Genomic DNA, 18,316 nt, shown 5'->3' with positions numbered 1-18,316 from the left:
GAGGTGACCCTCCGGACGCCAGGGACGCACCGATTCCGCCGCCGTATCGGCGCCGGAACCTGCGTGCGGTCCCATGCCGATGACACTAGCGTTTTCCCGAGCTTCTGCACATGCATCCACGTGTGCAGCTGCATATGTAAATATTGGACCTCTCTATGTAGGCCCGAGTTGTTGCAGGTCAGAGAGGGGTCACACAGCGCCGTCGTGCTGACTCACCCACGCGGCGATCTGCTTGCGTGAGTTGAACCCCATTTTGCGGTTGATGTTCGCGATGTGCCGGGCCACGGTGGCGGGCGCAACGAACAGCCGTTCGGAGATCGCGCGATTGGACAGCTGCTCGCCCACCAGACCGGCGATCTCGTGCTCGCGGGGGGTCAGCGCCTTCCTCGGCGGCTCGGCCAGGCGCGGCGCCGGCGGGCGCGGCCGCGGCGACCGGGCGGTGTCGGCCACGCCCAGCGCCAGCGCCACCGCGGCGTCGACGCTCAGGGCGCGGCCCTCGTCCCAGCACGCGACCAGCCCGGGGCCCGGCTCGCCGGTCCCCTCGGGCAGCGGCCACGGCCGCCTGGACGGCGGCAGGCCGGTCCCCTCGCGGAACGTGACCGCCGCCCCCGCGAGCCGGAAGGCGTCGTGCTCCAGCCCTTGGGCGGCCGCCACCCGGGCGATGGACGCCAGTGCGTCGGACACACCGATGCGCTGGCCCGTGGAGTGGCTGAGCATCAGCGCTTCGCTCAGGTAGTCGAACGCCTGGCCGGTGGCGCCCAGCCCGTGGGCGACGCGGCCCACGCCCGCCAGGCAGCGCGCGAGTTCCGGTGCCGCGCCGATGTCACGCTGGATGTCCATCGCCTGGCGGTAGGAGTGGTCGGCGGCGAGGAGGTCGCCCTGGTCCTCCGCGACGGCGCCGCGGGCGATCAGCGTGATGCCCACGCCCCACCGGTGGTCCATGCCCCGCAGGATCATCAGCGCGTTCTTGTAGCGGGTATCGGCCGTCGCCGGGTCGCCCTGGCGCGCGGCCAGGCTGCCCTGCGAGCCCAGCGCCATGGCCTCGTTCCACAGGTCGCCGGAGTCGCGCGCCATCTTCAGGGTCTCGGCGAGGCGCTCCTCGGCCCGGTCGTGCGCGCCGACCCGCAGGTCGATCATCGACAGCAGGTTCAGCGCCCGCACCACCGGGTCGTTGTCGCCGTTCTCGCGGCCGATGCGCATGCCCTCCTCGGCTAGGCGCACCGCCGGGCCGAGGTCGTGGCGTGCCCAGGCCAGTTCGCTGCGGCCGACCAGGGCCCGGCCGCGCAGCAGGGCCGGGCCGCCGGGCATGTCCAGGAACAGCCCGCTCCAGCGCTCCCCTTCGGAGAAGTGGTAGCCGGTCACCCAAAAGGGCCGCAGCCCCACGCACATGCGCAGGCCGTTGCGCACCCGCCGCGCGGACACGGCCCAATGCAGGGCGGCGCGGATGTTGTCGTATTCGGCGATCACCCGCTCCCAGTTGCCGAACCGCTCCTGCCAGGGCATGGCACGGCCGATGACCGACGCGCGACCGAGTTCCTCGACGATCAGCGCCATCTGCTCGCAGTGGCGCTCGTGCACGGGGTCCTGCTCGCCGGATTCGGCCAGCCGCTCGGCGGCGAAGCGCCGCACCGGTCCGGGCAGCCGGTAGCGGACCCGGCCGCGGTGCTCGCCGGTGAGCCCGACCAGCGACCGCTCGACCAGGGCCGACAGCAGATCGAGGACGGCGGTATCGCGCAGGCGGCGGCCGGAGCACACGCGCTCGGCCAGCTCCAGGTCCCAGTCGGGGAACACCGCCAGCCGGCGCAGGAGCACGCGCTCGGGCTCGCTGAGCAGGCCGTGGCTCCAGTCCAGCACCGTGTCCACCACGGGCGGCCGGGGCCCGGGGCCGGCCGCCTCCGGCGCCAGGCGCTCGGCGAGGCCCTCGGCGATCAGGGCCGGCGCGAGGCGCCCGGTCCAGGCGGCGGCCAGCTCGATGGCGAGGGGGTTGCCCTCGACGAGGCGGCAGATCTCGGCGACCGCGGGCAGGTCGGCGTCGCCGATGCGGGCGGGCGCGGCTCTCCCGGCACGGTCCAGGAACAGCCGTACCGCCTCGCCGCCCGCAGGACCGCCGCCGTCGTCGGACCGCGGCAGCGACAGCGGAGGGACCCGCCGGACGGATTCGCCGTCGGCCCCGACCGGCTCGGCCGCCGTCAGCAGCAGCGAGATCTCGGGGCAGTGCCGGGTCAGGATGCGGCCCACCGCGGCCACGTGCGCGGCCGCGCGGTCGCAGGAGTCGAGCACCAGCAGCAGCCGGCGGCCGCTCAGGGAATCGCAGAGCGTTTCGATGAGGTCGCGCCCGGGCTCCTCCGCGACGGCGAGCGCCGCGGCGATCCGGGAGGTGACCTCCCATTGGGTCGAGGCCTCGGCGAGGGCCGCCAGCCACACACCGTCGGGGAACGAGGCGGCGGCGTGCGCGGCCACGCGCAGCGCGAGCCGGGTCTTGCCCATCCCGCCCGTACCGCACAGGGTGACCACGCGGTCGGTGTCGAGCAGCCGTAGCAGATCGCTGAGATCGCGTTCTCGGCCGATGAAACTGTCGGAGTCCGCAGGGAGGTTCTGCCGCGCGGGCGCGGTCTGAGGTGCCATGGCCTTCACGCGAGTAGGCAGTAGGGGGCCGCTCTCACCTTGCCTGGGGGTAAGAGCGTTCGGCGGTGGTCGGAGGGACGGTGCGTGCGCGTGCCTAGAGCTTCTGTCTTAGTAGCTGCATCGGCCGTGCGCAAGCGATACCAGGGAATCTCCCCGCTATGTCGGAAACCCGGCGGCCGGTGCCGCGGGCCCTGCCCGGCGGGGGAAGGGGCGTATGGCGCCGCGGTGAGGACGGGCGGCCGCGCCCGCTGAACGGAAGCGCTCCCGCCACGTGTTCAGCCGCCGATGCCGTGGCGGCCCGCCCATTCGGCGAGCTGGGTGCGCGAGGTGATGAGGAGCTTGCGGAAGATGTTGGCGATGTGCCGCGCGGCGGTCGCCTGGCTGATCGTGAGGTGCTCGGCGATCTGCCGGTTGGACATGCCCTCGCCCACGAGCGCGGCGATCTCCTTCTCCCGCGGGGTGAGCAGCGACGGCAGCGCGCGGCGCGGTGTGGGGAAGTCCAGGGCGCGCTCCACGGCCTGCTCCCGCGGGAGCATCCGCCAGGCCCGCCACGACTTCTCCGCGGCGTCACTGGTCAGGTCCTGCCGGGCGGCGTCGTAGAGGCGCGTGGCGTGCGGCGCAGGCTGGCCCAGGGCCGTGTAGAGCTGTGCGGCGACGCCGGCGAGCGAGGCGGCGCGCTCGGGCTGCTCCTCGGCCAGCGCCAGCTCGGCCAGGGCCTCCATCGACCGCGCGACCGCCCCCCGGCGGCCCGACGCCACTCCGGCGCGCAGGCAGCCCGAGAAGCGGCGGCGGGCACCGGAGATGTCGCCCCGCGCGAGGTCCAGGTAGCCGAGAGCGGCGGTGGACCGGGCGGTCTCGGGCGCGACGTCCATCTCCGCGAAGATGCGCAGCGCCTCGTCGAGCCGGCGGCGGGCGCCTTCGAGGTCGCCGAGCTGTGTGGCGAGCACGCCCAGCCCGTTCAGGCAGCGCGCCGTGCACCAGCGGTCGCCGACCTCCTCGGCCACCTCGGCGCTGCGGGTCAGGTAGGCCTCGGCCGCCGCCGCGTTCCCGCTGCGCCGGGCCAGCCGGCCCAGCGTGCCCAGGGCCGCGACCGCGCTGAGGTGGTCGCCGGCCGCGCCGGAGGCGTCCAGGGCGCGGCGCGCATGCTCCTCGCAGGCGCCGGTCTCGCCCGCGCGCAGCGCGGCGTCGGCCAGGGCGCTCAGCGCGATCGCCTCCGCTGCGGTGTCGCCGCAGGCCTGCGCCATGCCCAGGGCCGAGCGGGCCAGCGCCGCAGCCGCGCCCGCCCCCTCGATGTCGAGGCACAGTTCGGCGTGGACGGCCAGCGCGCGGGCCCGGACGGGATCGAGCGACGACGGCGGCGCGACGGCCAGCAGCCGCCGCAGGTAGTGGCTGCCGTCGGTGAACAGCCCCCGGACGAACCAGTAGGGGCGCAGCGCCACGCACAGGCGCAGCCCTTCCTCGGCGCGGCCCTGCTCCAGGGCCCACTCCAGCAGGCGGGCGGTGTCCTCGCGCTGGTGGTCGAGCCGGCGCAGGTGGCGCAGCCGCTCCTCCCACGCCAGCCGGCCCGATCCCGCCGCCGCCATGTCCTCGGCGGAGGCCACGAGGGCGTCCAGGCAGCGCCGCCAGGCGGTCTCCTCCTCGCCCGCCGCCGCCAGCCGCTCGGCGGCGTAGGCGCGCACGGAGTCGGGCAGCCGGTAGTGGGCGGTGCCGTCGACCTCGGTGTCGAGCACGATCAGCGACTTGTCGATCAGCGAGGAGACCAGCTCCAGCACGTCCCCGGGGTCGATGCCGTCGTGCCCGCACACGGTCTCGGCCTGCTCCAGGTTCCAGGTGCCGAACACGGTGAGCCGGCGCAGCAGCACCTGTTCGGGGTGGGTGAGCAGGTCGTGGCTCCACTCCAGCACGGCGCGCAGGGTGCGCTGGCGCGGCGGCAGCTCGTTCCCGGCCGTCACCAGCAGCAGGAACCGGTCGTCAAGCCGGCGCAGGATCTGCTGCACCGAGAGCACCCGCGCGCGGGCCGCCGCGAGCTCGATCGCCAACGGGACGCCGTCGAGCATGCGGCAGATCTCGGCGATGTCGGCGGCGTTCGCGGCGGTGATCTCCAGGCCGGGGCGGGCCGCCTGCGCCCGCGCGGTGAACAGCCGCACCGCCTCGAAGCGCAGCGCCTGCTCGGGCGTCACCGGGTAGGGCGACGCAGCGGAGGCGCGGCCGCCTGCCGGCGGCGGGGGGAGGGAGAGCGGGGGGACCCGCCATACGGACTCGCCGGGGACCCGCAGCGGCTGCCGGCTGGTCGCCAGGATCTGCACGCCGGGGCAGGAGGTAAGCAGGCTGCGGCACAGGTCGGCCAAGGGGCCGACGGCGCGCTCGCAGGTGTCGAGCAGCAGCAGGACCCGCTGGGGGCGCAGCGCCGCGACGACGGCCTCGACCGGGGGCTTGTCGCCGTTCTCCAGCACCCCGAGCGAGCGCGCCACGGCGCGCACGACCTGGGCGGGGGAGGCGGCCTCGCTGAGGTCGACGAACCGGAGGCCGCCGGCGAAGCGCGGCAGGACGCGCTCGGCGACCCGCAGGGCCAGCCGGGTCTTGCCCATGCCGCCCGTTCCGGTGAGCGTGACCATGCGGGTGCCGCCGACGATCCGGCAGAGATCGGTGACGTCGCGTTCACGGCCGATGAAGTCGTCAGCGGGCATGGGCGGGTTCTGGCGAGGATCTGGCATGGCCTCGTTCACTGGGCAACCGCGTCGGGAGCCGCTCGGACGCGCCGGCGGGGGCGTGCCGGCACGGACGTGAGCCCTGCAAGAAGTGTTCCATGTGGGGCGGGCCGTGTCTTCGAAATGGCCGGTCCTGGCAAGGCTCCCGGCCGAACCCCAATGCGCGCCCGCGGTCCGCCCGGCCCGGCGCAGGCCCGGCTCCGGGGCGTCCGCGATGGTCAGCGGGGCCGGCCGCGGCGGGGTCGCCGCCCGGAACGGGACCGGGCGGCGGCGCAGCGCCGCGGCGGTGCGGCAGGGGTCAGGGGCGGGCCCAGGACGCGGGGTCGGCCTCGGCCTGCTCGCCCGTGGCGAGGTCCTTGACCTCATGGGGACGGCCGTCCTCGAAGGGCGGGAACCAGACGAACGGGATGCCCTTGCGCGATGCGTACTGGATCTGCTTGCCGACCTTGGCGGCCTGGTGGAAGACCTCGGTGTTGAACCCGCGCTCGCGCAGCCGGGCGGCGGTGCGCAGCGCCTCGCCGCGGCGGTCGGCGGCCGGGACCACCACCAGCACGTCGGTCGGGCACGCCCGGCCCGCCCCGATCCGGCCCTCGGCCACGAGCTTGGCGAAGATCCGGGTCAGCCCGATGGAGATGCCCACCCCCGGCAGGCTGCGCCGGATGAACTGGCCGGCCAGGTTCTCGTAGCGGCCGCCGGCGCAGATGCTGCCGTAGCCGGGGTCGTCGTCGAAGGTCGCCTCGTAGACGGTGCCGGTGTAGTAGTCGAGGCCGCGGGCGATCGACAGGTCGGCCACCACGCTGCCGCGCGGCAGGTCGGCCAGGGAGTCGAGCACGAAGCCCAGCTCGTCGAGCCCTTCGTCGAGCAGCGCCGAGGACACCCCGAGCCGCTTGACGTCGTCGACCACCGAGGTGTCGGTGCCCTTGACGCGGGCCAGCTCCAGGCACGCGGCGGCCTGGTCGGCGGTGAGCCCGGCGGGCCCGGTCAGGATCTCCCGCACGCCGTCGTCGCCGATCTTGTGCAGCTTGTCGACGGCGCGGATCACCGCGAGCGGGTCGGCGATGCCCAGGCCCTCGTAGAAGCCCTGGAGCACCTTGCGGTTGTTGATGTTGATGGTCCATGCGGGCAGGGGCAGCCCCGACAGCACCTCGTGCACGATCCGCGGCAGCTCGGCGTCGAAGTGCAGCGGCACGCGGTCGACGTTGATGACGTCGATGTCGCACTGGGTGAACTCGCGGAACCGGCCCTCCTGCGGGCGCTCGCCCCGCCACACGCGCTGGATCTGGTAGCGCTTGAACGGGAACGTGAGGTCGTTGAAGTGCTGGGCGACATAGCGCGCGAACGGGACCGTGAGGTCGAAGTGCAGCCCGAGCCGGGCGTCGGTGTCGTCGCCGGCGTCGGCCTGCAACCGGTGCAGCGTGTAGACCTCCTGGGAGGTCTCGCCCTTGGCCAGCAGGACGTCGAGGTTCTCCACCGACGGGGTCTCGACGGAGGCGAACCCGTAGCGTTCGAAGCCCGCGCGGATATGGTCCAGCCAGCGCAGCTCCACGGACCGGATCTCCGGCAGCCACTCGGGGAAGCCGCTGATGGGTGTGGGGCGGACCACGCGCTGATCGGACATGGGTTCGGCAGGCTCCTTACGGCCACTGCGAAATCGCTGGATGCAGCTCAATGGTAGGCCCTTGGGCGGCCGGGCCCGGAATGACGCGGGAGGCGCCCGGACGGCGGCGGAGCCGCGCGGCCGGGGGCCCGGCTCCGCGGGCGGAGCGGGGGAGCGGCTCGGGGGGAGTGCCCTTGCGGGCCTGGCCGGAACCGGCCAGCGGGCGGCGGCGGGAGGGCGACCGTATCTCCGGGACCCTCCGGCGTCTCGGTGCGGGCCGCAGGCCGGGCGCGGCGGGCGGCCCGCGATCCAGGGATGTGCCCGCGGCGGCGGAGGTGACGCCGCCACCGGCCCACGTGGACGGTACGCGGGCCGGTGGGGCCGTCGAGCACTACGGAGCATCGACCGATGCGAACCGACGTTGCCAAGGCCACGTCGGCAAGCGGCCCCACGCTCTGCGTGCCGGGTGGAGACCGTCCCGATGGGCAGCCCGACCACGACTCGTGCCAGGAGCGTGATCACGGCGGCCGCGTTAGGGTCCCCGACTTCAAGGTAAACCGCGAGACGGGACACGCCCAGTATTCCCGGCGGCCGAAATGGGCCGCTCACAATGTCGTAAAGCACGGCGGGTGCGGCGGCCGGCCACGGGCGTCCGGGCCGTCCTCCCGCGGACGGTCCCCGGACCGGCGCCGCCGGGACCACCGCCCGAGGCGGCCGTCCCGTCTCCCACCAGGGCGAATGCACGGATGCCGACGCGTCCGGCGGCACGCGTGCCCGCCCCTTCCGAGGCCATCCCCGGCCCGCAGAGAGACGGTATGCGAGCGGCTATCGTCGACCCATGGGAAACGTTGCCAACGATCCGGCCGGACCTGGACAGGATCTGCCGAGCCCCGAGCGGGTACGCTCGGCCAGCACGTTGGCGCGCGGGCTCACCGTCGCCGACGCCCTGAGCCTGTCGAGCCTGCGCGGCGCCGAGGTCCTCGCGGGGGCGGGCGGCCTGGACCGCGTGATCCAGCGGCTCAACGTCATGGAGGTCCCCGACATCCTGCCCTGGGTCAAGCCGCACGAGCTGCTGCTGACCACCGGCTACCCGCTCCGCGCCGCCCCCGGCGACCTGGTGCGCCTGGTCCGCGAGCTGGACGACCGCGGGCTGGCGGCGGTCGCCGTCGAACCGGGGCGCCACCTCGACGCCCTGCCCGGCGAGGTGCTGCGGGCCGCCGACGAGCGGGGGCTGCCCATCCTGCGGCTCGGCGACGCCGTGGCCTTCGACGGTGTCCTCAACCAGCTGCTCACCGACATCCTCAACCGGCAGACCGCCACCCTCGCCCGCGCCGAGGAGGTGCACCGGGTCCTGGTGGACGTCATCCTGGCGGGCGGCGGGCTGGCGGCCATCACCGGCAAGCTCCCCGACCTGCTCGACGGCAGCGTCATGGTGACCACCCCCGACGGCCGCGTGCTCGCCCGCTCCGGGATGGACGCCGCCGTCCTGCGGGACCCCCGCTTCTTCGACGTCGCGGGCGGCCGGTTCCACGTGGAGAACTTCAAGCACGGCATCCGGGCGCTCGACGACGAGGGGGCCCGCGTCGTGCAGGTGCCGATCCTGGCGGGCACGCTCGACCACGGCCGGGTCGTACTGATCACCCGCGACCGCCCGGTCCACCCCACCGACGTCCACCTGCTGGAGCGGGCCGCGGCCACCGCCGCCCTGGTCATCACCCGGGACCTGGCCGTGGCGGCGGTCGAGAGCAAGTACCAGGGCGATTTCCTCCGCGACCTGCTGGCCGGAAAGGCCGGCGACCCCGAGCACGTGGCCCGCCACTGCGCCACCCTGGGCTGGGACCTCGACCGCCCGCTGGTGGTGATCGTCGCCGAGATGGACCCGGACTCCGGCACCGGCCCACCCGCGGCCGGCGAACTGCGCCCCGCCCACGAGCGCTTCGCCAGCGCCTGGAACCTGGTGGTCCGCGAACGCGACCCCAAGGCCGCCGTCGCGGGCTACAGCCAGGAGGTGGTCGTCGTGATGGGTGCAGAGCTGGCCCCAGCCGCCACGGGCACGGCCGGAGCCGTCGCGGGCGCGGCAGGGACGGGGAGCGGTGCGGCAGGGACGGGGAACGGCGCGCCAGGGGCGGGGAGCGGTGCGGCGGGGACGGGGAGCGGTGCGGGAGGGAGGGGCAGCGGTGCGGCTCCGTCAGGCGCCGAGGCGCGCCCGGGCCGTATGGTGCGCCACCTCATCGCGCAGGTGTCCGGCGACGGCGGCGGAGGGCGCCGCTCCTTCGCAACGGGGGTGAGCCGCGTGGTCACCCGGCCGGAGGACATCCCCGTGGCCTACGACCAGGCACGCCAGGCGGCACGCGTGGGCCGCCGGATGCACGGCACCGGCTCGGTGGCGGAGTTCGACGACTTGGGCGTCTACCGGCTGCTCAGCCAGATCCCCGACAGCGCGGAACTGCACTCCTTCATGACCGAGACCCTCGGCCCTCTGGCGGCCACCGGCGACCCGGACACCGACGACCTCCGCGCCACCCTGGAAGCCCTCCTCGACAACAACCTCAACGTCGCCGAGACCGCCCGGCTCCTGCACTTCCACTACAACACCCTGCGCTACCGCATCACCAAACTCGAACGCCTCCTGGGTCCCTTCACCACCGACCCCCACCTCCGCCTCGACCTGATGGTCGCCCTGAGGGTGATCCGCATGCGGGGGATGCGGGGGTGAGCGCCCTGGCGGGCCCCTACTTCTTGGTGACCATCGAAATCCCGCCCAGCGCAAGGGAGAACATCCGGGTGAGCGCCTTCCGGACATCAGGATCGCGATCGAGCCGCTCCAACGACCGGAACCTCACCGGATCAAGGTCGATCGTGGCGACCCCTCCGGTATCCCCGTCCTCCACGGTCGCGAACAGGAGGAGACACCGGTAGGCCCGGACATCCCCACCCCGCTCCTCGCGCATGAGCGACTGGAGGACCACGGACCCTTCCTTGACCTGCCCCCGGAGCGCATCCACCGACGTCCACCGGGTCGCGAACCCCCGGTCCTCAGCCTCCGACTGGATGTCGACCAGCGTCGCGAAATCGATCCGGCACACACGGAAGTCGGGGTCGGTCGAACGGATCATGGGCATCGAGGCGCTACTCCTCCCCCTCGTAGACATCGATACGGATCGGCGTGTTCGGGTCGATACGGCCGTCGTTGATCCTCGTCTGGAGTTCGTCCCAGCGGTGGTGGCCGCCGAGAATCGTCCCGCCGGGTGAAACGGCGATTCCGTCTCCCTCTTCGGCGTTGTTGATCGCGTCGAGGAGTTCCTCGTCGCTCAGGTACTCGTGGTACATCTGCGACGCGGGATCCCGGGTGGACTGTCCCTCGGTGTACCGCCCGGCGAGATCACCGGCGTTCTCGGTGTGGCTCGCCCACTCGCACGGGTCCAGGTTGTGGACGAGTACCGGGGTCTGGGCGGCGAGTACATAGTACGTGTGGAGGTCGGCGACGGTGAGGTTGTGGACGCGCTGGTCGTCGGCCGCGCGGGTGTCGATGGACGTGACCTGGGCCCAGGTGCCGGCGGAGGTGCGCAGCCACGTGCCCGGTTCCAGGTCCGCGGCGTCGACCCATTCCGCGCGGTCCGGCACCCAGAAGGGGTGGGCGTCGGTGGCGGTGAGGGTGTCGGTCGCGCCGTCGCCGGAATCGATGGTGAGCGTGACGAGGGTCTTGCTGCCGGTGCCGGTGATGAGATCGGTGACCTCGCGGGGGCCTTCCTCACCGGTCAGCGGGTCGAAGCCCAGGACCTGGTCGCCGATGGCGACGTTCTCGATGGGCAGGGTGGAGCCGTCGGCGAGCAGGACCGGGGTACCGGGCACGAAACTGTTGCCGGGAGTGCACGAGGGGGGATCATAGGTGTCCTCCTCCGCTAGTTCGTCGTTCCGCCGGTCGCCGTCTCCGTCATTGCCGTCTTCGTTGTTGTCGCCGTTCCCATTGCCGTCGCGGTCGTTGCCGGGGCCGTCGGCGATGTCGGCGATGCGTTCGGCCTTCTTGGCCCAGCCCACGAAGGGGATGAAGGCGACCGCGTTCTCCACGACCGCCTGGGAGCCCGCCTCCCAGTAGTTGCCGTTGGCCCAGTTCTCCTGCACCGTCTCGCTGAACAGGACGTCGCCGGCCCATCCGAGGGGGTCGGTGGTGATCTGGTCCCACGTGCCGGAGAGGCCCTCGGTGAAGCCGCCCCAGGTGTCGGAGGCCCACTGGCCCGGGTCGTCCCAGAGGCGCTGCGCGCCGTCGACCAGGCCGTCCCAGCCATCGACGACGCCGTCCCAGGCCTCGGTGGCGGCATTGCCGATGCCGTCGCCGATGGCGGAGAAGGTGTCGCCCACCCCGCTCCAGAACCCGCCGCCGCCGTCTCCTTCGTCGTCGGCGTTCTCGTCGGGCCGTTCGTCGTCGTTGGTTTCGGAGGCGGGGACGATGTCGCCGCCCGGGTCCCCGGAGCCGGACCCGTCGCCTTCCCCTTCGCCGTCACCGGGCCCATTGCCCTCGTCGCTTCCCTCGGTCGCCTCCGGGCCGTCTCCGTCTTCGCCGTCTCCGCCGCCGTCCTCGACCGAGTCGATGGCCGAGGCGATGAACGCCTGGACCCGGCCGGAGACCCCGCTGGTGATGACCGCCGCGGTGATGGCGGCGACCAGCAGGATGACGGCGCCGTATTCGGTGAAGCCGGCGCCGCGTTCGGGGTCGTGGATGCGTCGGAGCATTGGGGGGTTACCTCGGGTCCGGCCTGGAGCAGGGGGTGGGGGTCAGCGGAGGAAGAAGGCGCGGGAGGCAGGGCGCAGCAGCAGGATGAGGGTCGCGACGGGCAGGATGAGCTGGGGGATTCGGCCGTCCTCGCCGAGGGTGATCAGGGAGTACAAGGCGAGCAGGGTCTCCAGGACCACGATCGACCAGAAGACCACGCGCCCGTTGCGGCGGATGAAGACCGCCAGCAGGATCTGGGCGACGCCCGGCAGTGACGCCATGGCGTTGTAACCCAGCTCGTAGGCGGTGACCCCGGTGAGCATCAGCATCCCCACGGCGGTCACCACGAAGAGCCCGCCCGATACGTAGAGGAGGATGCGGACCCAGCGGACAGGAGTCGGAAGTTCGGGCATCAGAACGCCTCCTCCGTGCCATGTGGGGAAATCGGGACTTGGGCGCTATTCGTCACCGTAGCGTCCCGTTGTCACGGAATGAACCGACCGGCCTGCGCATGACCGCCCCTGGCCACCGCTGTGTGATCCGCGACGACCCGGTGCTCACCGCCGTGGCCCCAACCGTCATCGACGTGCAACCGGTCGGCGACGGCGGTGACACACGGGTGTGCCGGACTGGTGGGGTACACGCGGCCGGGGCCGGTGGTTGCCAAGCGTCCGGTGTTCCTTTGGCAGGTGTCGCCGGTGCTGCGCCTCCGTGGGCCTCTTTAGAGTTGCCCCATCGTGAAGTGGATCACGTCAACGTGTTCTGCCGGTGGGGCGCCGGGGCGCGCGGTGAGCCGGGCCCTGCCGCACCGGACACGTTGCACTGGAGGCCGCCGTGAACCTCGGCTCGCGCTGGAAGCTCTACGGGGACGGCAGTGCCCCGCCGCCCGGCGAGGTCGTCAGGCCGGAGGAGCGGCTGTCTTGGGGCCGGACGGCGGGTCTCGGCGCCCAGCACGTGGTCGCGATGTTCGGGGCCACGTTCGTCTTCCCGGTGATCATGGGCCTCGACCCGAACCTGGCCATCATGCTCTCGGGGCTGGCCACCATCCTGTTCCTGCTGATCGTCAAGGGGAAGGTCCCCAGCTACCTGGGCACCAGCGCGTCCTTCGTCGGCGCCGCCGCGGTGATCTCGCCGGGCGGCGACAACCCGGCCGTCCTCACCGGCGCCATGTGCGTCGCCGGCATCGCGCTGGCGCTGTCGGGCGCGGTCGTGCACCTGCTCGGCGCCCGCGTGGTGCTGGCGGCGTTCCCGCCCGCCGTCACGGGCGCGGTCGTCATGCTCATCGGGTTCAACCTCGCGCCGGTCGTGGCCCAGAACTACTGGCCGTTCGACCAGTGGACCGCCCTGCTGACGATGGCCTTCGTCGTGGCGGCCACGGTGCTGCTGCCCGGGTTCCTCGGCCGCATCGCCATCCTGCTCGGCCTGGTGTTCGGCTTCGCGGTGTCGTGGGTGTCGGACCTCGCCTTCGGCCCGGCCGCTCTGCCCGACGGCGGCAGCGCCCCGCGCGTGGACCTCTCCGGGGTGCAGGAGGCCGCGTGGTTCGGGCTGCCCTCCTTCCACGCCCCCGAATTCGAGGCCTCCGCGATCCTGGTGGCGCTGCCCGCCGTCATCGCCCTCATCGCCGAGAACGCCGGCCACGTGAAGGCCGTCCAGGAGATGACCGGCGACGACCTCGACCCCTACATGGGCCGGGCGATCTTCGCCGACGGCCTGGCGACCTCGCTGGGCGCCGCGGTCGGGGGCTCGCCCACCACCACCTACGCCGAGAACATCGGGGTCATGGCGGCCACCCGGGTCTACTCGACCGCCGCCTACTACGTGGCCGCGGGCGTCGCGGTGCTCTTCGGCCTGTGCCCGAAGTTCGGGGCGCTGATCGCGGCCACCCCCAACGGCGTGCTGGGCGGGGTCACCGTCGTCCTCTACGGCGTGATCGGCCTGCTCGGGGCCAAGATCTGGGCGGAGAACCGGGTCGACTTCGCCAACCCCGTCGTGCTGGTCCCGGTCGCGGCGGGCCTGATCGCCGGCATCGGCGGGCTGCGGCTGGCCATCACCGACGGGTTCGTGATCGAGGGGATCGCGCTGGGTACCGTCATCACGCTCGTCGGCTACCACGCGCTGCACCGCCTGGCCCCTGAGCATCTGCGCCCCCGGGAGACCCCTTCAGGCGAGCAGGGGGAAGAACCAGGGGCACGGGACACCGACGACGAAGGCGCGGAGCCCCGCTGACCGCGGGCCGGGCCGCCGAAGGGAGAACACGCCACGTGAAACCACCCCCGTTCACGTACCACGCACCCGTTCACCTCGACGACGCCGTGCGCCTGCTCGCCCAGGCGGGCGGCTCGGGGAAGGTGCTCGCGGGCGGGCAGAGCCTGGTCCCCCTGCTGAACATGCGGCTGGCGGCCCCGGCCCACATCATCGACATCAACGCCCTCCCCGGCCTCGACACCGTCCGGGTCGACCCCGGCGGCGTGCGCGTCGGCGCGTTGGTGCGCCACTCCGTCCTCGAAGGCCACGCGGCGGCCGTGTCGGCGATCCCGCTGCTGCGGCAGGGGCTGCGTCTGGTCGCCCACCCGGTGATCCGCAACCGCGGCACCACCGTGGGCAGCATCGCCCACGCCGACCCCTCGGCCGAGATGCCCGCCGTGCTCGCCCTGCTCGGCGGCGAGGTGGAGGCCCGCGGCCCAGCGGGCGTGCGGACGGTGGCGGCGGCCGACTTCTTCACCGGCCCGATGGAGACGGCGCTCGCCGCCGACGAGATCGCGGTCGCCGTCCGCTTCCCCCGACCGGCGCCGGGCACCGGGACGGCGTTCGCCGAGGTCGCCCGGCGGCAGGGCGACTACGCGGTGTGCGGGGTCGCGGCGGCCGTCACTCTCGACGCCGACCAGCGGATCTCCGCGGCCCGCGCCTGCTACATATCGGTCGCCCCGGTCCCGCTGGTCGTCGACCTCACCGAGGCGGTCGCCGGCCGGGCCCCCGGCAACCTCGACACCGCCGACGCGGAGGCCCTGGCCGCCGACCGGATCCGGCCCGAGGACGACATCCACGCCACCGCCTCCTACCGCGCCCACCTGGCCCGCGTCCTCACCGAGCGGGCGCTCCGCGACGCCGGCCGGGCGGCACTCAACTCCCTCGATCCCGACTCGCACCCCACCGCGATCCGGAGCGAGCGATGACCGAGGACCTCCACGAGATCCGGCTGCGCGTGAACGGCGTCCCGCACACCGCGCGGGTCCCCGCGCGGCGGCTGCTGTCGGACTGCCTGCGTCATGACCTCGGCCTCACCGGCACCCACGTGGGCTGCGAGCACGGCGTGTGCGGCGCCTGCACGGTCCTCCTCGACGGCCTCCCGGTGCGCTCCTGCCTGATCTTCGCGGTGAGCGCGGCCCGCCACGCCGACATCACGACGGTCGAGGGCCTGGCCGGCCCCGATGGCGCGCTCCACCCGGTCCAGCGCGCGTTCGGCGAGTGCCATGCCCTCCAGTGCGGCTTCTGCACACCGGGCTTCCTCACCCTGATCGCGAGCCACCTGGAGGCCAACCCCGATCCCACCGAGGAGGAGGCCCGCGAGGCGGTCTCGGGCAACCTGTGCCGATGTACCGGCTACCGGAACATCGTCGCCGCGGTCCTGCGCGCGGCCGAGCTCCGGCGGGAGGCCGGGGAGGCCGATGTGAGCGCCCCGAATGCGGCACGGGGAGACGCCCTATGAGCGACCGCATGGTGGGCGCGCCCGTTCAGCGCACCGAGGACGAGCGCCTGGTCACCGGGCAGGGCTCCTTCCTCGACGACCTGTGCCGCGGCGCCGCGGCGGCCGCCTTCGTCCGCAGCCCGCACGCCCACGCCCGCATCCTGGACATCGACGTCACCGATGCGCTGGACGTCGACGGCCTGATCGCGGTCTACACCCACGAGGACCTCTCCGGCCCCATGGCCGACCCGCTGCCGATGCTCGTCCCGCACCCCTCCATCGTGGCCGCCCGCACCCCCTACGCGCTGGCCCGGGAGTACGTGCACCACGTCGGCGAGGCGGTCGCCATGGTCGTGGCCCGCGACCGCTACGCCGCCGAGGACGCCGTGGAGCGCATCCGGGTCGGCTACGACGTCCGAGACCCGGTGGTGGGCCTGGACGACGCCTTCAGCGCCGAGCGCACCGTCCACGAGGACATGGCCGACAACGTCGCCGGGCTCCTGGTCCAGGAGGTCGGCGGCGCCCCCGCCGCGATCGCCGCCGCGCCGCACACCCTCGACCTCGACCTCACCATCGAGCGCTCCGCCTGCACCCCGCTGGAGGGCCGCGGCGTCCACGCCCGCTGGGACCCCGGCGCGGGCGGCGGCCTGCGGCTGTACACCTCCACCCAGACCGCGACGGGTGTGCGGGCGGCGGTGGCCGCCCGGCTGGAACTGCCCCTCGGCCAGGTCGAGGTGGTCGTGCCCGATGTCGGCGGCGGGTTCGGCGTGAAGATCGTGCACCCCTGGCCCGAGGAGCTGCTGGTCCCCTGGGCGGCGCGGCGGCTGGGCCGCGAGGTCGCCTGGGCCGAGGACCGGCGCGAGCACTTCATCGCCTCCGCCCACGAGCGCGCCCAGCGGCAGCGGGTGCGGGTGGGCTTCGACGGCGACGGCCGGATCCTCGGCCTGGACGTGCGCATCCTGCACGACAACGGCGCCTACCTGCCCTACGGGATGATCATCCCCATCGTCACCTCCACCCAGCTCCTGGGCCCCTACAAGCCGGGCGCCTACCGGGTGGAGGTCCACAGCCTCTACACCACGACGGTCATCGTCACCCCCTACCGGGGCGCCGGCCGCCCCCAGGGCGTGTTCGCGATGGAGCGGACCATGGACGCCATCGCCGACCGCCTGGGCCGCGACCGGGCACAGGTGCGCGCGGCCAACCTCATCCACCCCCGCGACCTGCCCTACGACCAGGGACTGCTGTTCCAGGACGGGCGCCCGCTGGTCTACGACTCCGGCGACTACCCGGCCACCCTGAACGCGATCACCGACCTGGTCGGCTGGGACGACTTCGCCGCCTACCGCGAACGGGCCCGCGCCGAGGGCCGCCGCGTGGGCATCGGCCTGGCCTGCTACGTCGAAGGCACCGCTCCGGGCCCCTACGAGGGCGGGCACGTGCAGGTCGAGACCAGCGGCCGGGTGCGCGTGGCCACCGGGCTGAGCACGCAGGGCCAGGGGCACCAGACGGTGCTGGCCCAGATCGTCGCCGACGAGCTGGGCGTGCCGATGTCCGACATCGAGGTCACCACCGGCGATACCCGCCGCATGCCCTACTCCGTGGGCACCTACGCCTCCCGGGGCGCGGTGACCAGCGGCAGCGCCGTCGCCATGGCCGCCCGCAAGGTGCGCGCGAAGGCGCTGCGCGTCGCCGCCGAGGCCTTGGGAGCCGACCCCGGCGACCTGGACCTCTCCGAGGGCCGGATCCGGGTCCGGGGCGCCCCGTCGGAGGGGATGGACCTGGGCACCGTCGCGGTGCTGTCCAACCCGCTGCGCTACGCCTTCGACGCCGCCTCGGTGGCCGCCACCCAGTTCTCCGACGCCCGCCACGACCGGCCCCCGGTGGCCGAGGGCGACGCGCCGGGCCTGGAGGGCACCGCCTTCTACTCCCCGCTGCGCTGCACCTTCGCCAACGGGGCGCACGCGGCGATCGTGGAGACCGATCCCGACACCGCCGAGATCCGCATCCTGCGCTACTGCGTGGTGCACGACTGCGGGAACGTGATCAACCCGATGATCGTCGAGGGGCAGGTGCAGGGCGGCGTCGCCCAGGGGGTGGCGGGCGCGCTGCTGGAGCGCATGGTCTACGACGGCGGCGGCCAGCTCCTCAACGCCTCGTTCATGGACTTCCTGATGCCCTACGCCAGCGAGGTCCCCGTGGCCGAGATCGGCAGCCTGGAGACCGCGAGCCCCCTCAACCCGCTCGGCGTGAAGGGGGCGGGGGAGGCCGGGGTGATCCCGGGGTCGGCGGTGCTGGCCGCGGCGATCGAAGACGCCGAGGGCTTCCGCATCGACGCCATGCCGATCTCCCCGTCCGACCTGTTCCACCTGCGCCGGCGGCATGCCGCGGGCGAGATCCCCGCGGTGCCCCCGCGCCCGGCCCGCACCCCCGTGAAGGAGCAAGCGTGAAGGTCACCGGTACCGCCATCCTGAACGCCACCGTCGAGCGGGTATGGGAGACCATGCTCGACCCGGCGGTGCTGGCGCGCGCCATCCCGGGCTGCGCGGCGCTGGAGCGCACCGGGCCGGACCGCTACCGCGGCACCATCAGCGCGGGCGTGGGCTCCATCAAGGGGGTCTTCGAGGGCGACGTCGAACTCACCGACCTGCGCCGCCCCGCGTCGCTGGTCATGCGGGCCTCGGGGGTGGGCGGCCCCGGCACCGTCAAGGCCGACGTGTCCGTGGAGCTGGCCGGCACCGGCGACGGGCGCACCGAGCTGCGCTACGACGCCGACGCGGTCGTGGGCGGGATGGTGGGCGGGGTCGGCCAGCGCATGCTGACGGGCGTGGCGCGCAAGATGGCGGGGGAGTTCTTCGCCCGGCTCGACGGCGAGCTCACCGGCGCGGCGCCCCACGCGGCGGCCTCCGGCGAGCCCGCCGCCCCCGCCTCGCCGCCCACTGCCCCCGCCTCGCCGCCCGGCCCGCGGCCGGGCGGACCCCCGTCCGCGC

The 18,316-nt window shown here is 73.7% G+C and carries 12 protein-coding genes; 6 read left to right on the top strand and 6 right to left on the bottom strand.

The window, feature by feature from the left end; genetic code table 11:
• Positions 1-189: 189 nt before the first annotated feature.
• The 3 genes from ACFOVU_RS26465 to hisS form a co-directional block, all read right to left on the bottom strand.
• Positions 190-2,625, bottom strand: coding sequence for an ATP-binding protein (locus tag ACFOVU_RS26465; protein WP_378537941.1), 2,436 nt, complete (start codon positions 2,623-2,625; stop codon positions 190-192).
• A gap of 275 nt (positions 2,626-2,900) precedes the next feature.
• A complete protein-coding gene (locus tag ACFOVU_RS26460) occupies positions 2,901-5,312 on the bottom strand; it encodes an ATP-binding protein (protein WP_449289743.1) in 2,412 nt (803 codons plus the stop codon).
• A gap of 319 nt (positions 5,313-5,631) precedes the next feature.
• Positions 5,632-6,951 carry a histidine--tRNA ligase gene (hisS, locus tag ACFOVU_RS26455; protein ID WP_378537938.1) on the bottom strand — a complete coding sequence of 440 codons (1,320 nt, stop codon included), beginning with the start codon at positions 6,949-6,951 and terminating at the stop codon, positions 5,632-5,634.
• An 817-nt stretch (positions 6,952-7,768) separates the two neighbouring features.
• Between hisS and ACFOVU_RS26450 the strand changes: the two genes are divergently transcribed.
• A complete protein-coding gene (locus ACFOVU_RS26450; RefSeq protein WP_378537937.1) occupies positions 7,769-9,646 on the top strand; it encodes a PucR family transcriptional regulator in 1,878 nt (625 codons plus the stop codon).
• A 16-nt stretch (positions 9,647-9,662) separates the two neighbouring features.
• On the opposite strand, the gene ACFOVU_RS26445 is transcribed toward ACFOVU_RS26450, so the two are convergent.
• The 3 genes from ACFOVU_RS26445 to ACFOVU_RS26435 are packed head-to-tail and all read right to left on the bottom strand — an operon-like array spanning position 9,663 to position 12,054.
• Positions 9,663-10,052 carry a hypothetical protein gene (locus ACFOVU_RS26445; protein WP_378537936.1) on the bottom strand — a complete coding sequence of 130 codons (390 nt, stop codon included), beginning with the start codon at positions 10,050-10,052 and terminating at the stop codon, positions 9,663-9,665.
• Between the two features lie 7 nt (positions 10,053-10,059).
• The gene (locus tag ACFOVU_RS26440; protein ID WP_378537935.1) at positions 10,060-11,661 is read right to left on the bottom strand and encodes a polymorphic toxin-type HINT domain-containing protein; all 1,602 of its coding nucleotides are present in this window, start codon (positions 11,659-11,661) and stop codon (positions 10,060-10,062) included.
• Between the two features lie 42 nt (positions 11,662-11,703).
• The gene (locus ACFOVU_RS26435) at positions 11,704-12,054 is read right to left on the bottom strand and encodes a hypothetical protein (RefSeq protein WP_378537934.1); all 351 of its coding nucleotides are present in this window, start codon (positions 12,052-12,054) and stop codon (positions 11,704-11,706) included.
• A gap of 421 nt (positions 12,055-12,475) precedes the next feature.
• Here ACFOVU_RS26435 and ACFOVU_RS26430 point away from each other — a divergent pair, with 421 nt between their 5' ends.
• From ACFOVU_RS26430 to ACFOVU_RS26410, 5 genes are all read left to right on the top strand, one after another.
• Positions 12,476-13,867 carry a uracil-xanthine permease family protein gene (locus ACFOVU_RS26430; protein ID WP_378537933.1) on the top strand — a complete coding sequence of 464 codons (1,392 nt, stop codon included), beginning with the start codon at positions 12,476-12,478 and terminating at the stop codon, positions 13,865-13,867.
• A 35-nt stretch (positions 13,868-13,902) separates the two neighbouring features.
• A complete protein-coding gene (locus tag ACFOVU_RS26425; RefSeq protein WP_378537932.1) occupies positions 13,903-14,814 on the top strand; it encodes an FAD binding domain-containing protein in 912 nt (303 codons plus the stop codon).
• Complete coding sequence (locus ACFOVU_RS26420; protein WP_378537931.1) at positions 14,811-15,347, top strand: (2Fe-2S)-binding protein; 537 nt, start codon at positions 14,811-14,813, stop codon at positions 15,345-15,347. The genes ACFOVU_RS26425 and ACFOVU_RS26420 overlap by 4 nt, the downstream gene beginning before the upstream one ends.
• On the top strand, positions 15,344-17,776 hold the full coding sequence (cutA, locus tag ACFOVU_RS26415; protein ID WP_378537930.1) for an aerobic carbon-monoxide dehydrogenase large subunit: 2,433 nt from the start codon (positions 15,344-15,346) through the stop codon (positions 17,774-17,776). Before ACFOVU_RS26420 ends, cutA begins: the two co-directional genes overlap by 4 nt.
• Positions 17,773-18,316, top strand: a 544-nt coding sequence (locus ACFOVU_RS26410; protein WP_378537929.1) for an SRPBCC family protein, incomplete at its 3' end; no start/stop codon positions are given. The genes cutA and ACFOVU_RS26410, both read left to right, overlap by 4 nt.

This window comes from Nocardiopsis sediminis (assembly GCF_042650565.1).
In the GTDB taxonomy this organism is placed as follows: domain Bacteria; phylum Actinomycetota; class Actinomycetes; order Streptosporangiales; family Streptosporangiaceae; genus Nocardiopsis_B; species Nocardiopsis_B sediminis.
Note: the sequence above shows the minus strand (reverse complement) of the source record. Positions and strands in the feature narration are given on the sequence as shown.

Bases quoted from the DNA above. Each gene is read 5' to 3' on its own strand.
- ACFOVU_RS26450 (WP_378537937.1), top strand. From the start codon at position 7,769: ATGGGAAACGTTGCCAACGATCCGGCCGGACCTGGACAGGATCTGCCG.
- ACFOVU_RS26420 (WP_378537931.1), top strand. From the start codon at position 14,811: ATGACCGAGGACCTCCACGAGATCCGGCTGCGCGTGAACGGCGTCCCG.
- ACFOVU_RS26465 (WP_378537941.1), bottom strand. From the start codon at position 2,625: ATGGCACCTCAGACCGCGCCCGCGCGGCAGAACCTCCCTGCGGACTCC.
- cutA (WP_378537930.1), top strand. From the start codon at position 15,344: ATGAGCGACCGCATGGTGGGCGCGCCCGTTCAGCGCACCGAGGACGAG.
- ACFOVU_RS26445 (WP_378537936.1), bottom strand. From the start codon at position 10,052: ATGCCCATGATCCGTTCGACCGACCCCGACTTCCGTGTGTGCCGGATC.
- hisS (WP_378537938.1), bottom strand. From the start codon at position 6,951: ATGTCCGATCAGCGCGTGGTCCGCCCCACACCCATCAGCGGCTTCCCC.
- ACFOVU_RS26440 (WP_378537935.1), bottom strand. From the start codon at position 11,661: ATGCTCCGACGCATCCACGACCCCGAACGCGGCGCCGGCTTCACCGAA.
- ACFOVU_RS26460 (WP_449289743.1), bottom strand. From the start codon at position 5,312: ATGCCCGCTGACGACTTCATCGGCCGTGAACGCGACGTCACCGATCTC.
- ACFOVU_RS26435 (WP_378537934.1), bottom strand. From the start codon at position 12,054: ATGCCCGAACTTCCGACTCCTGTCCGCTGGGTCCGCATCCTCCTCTAC.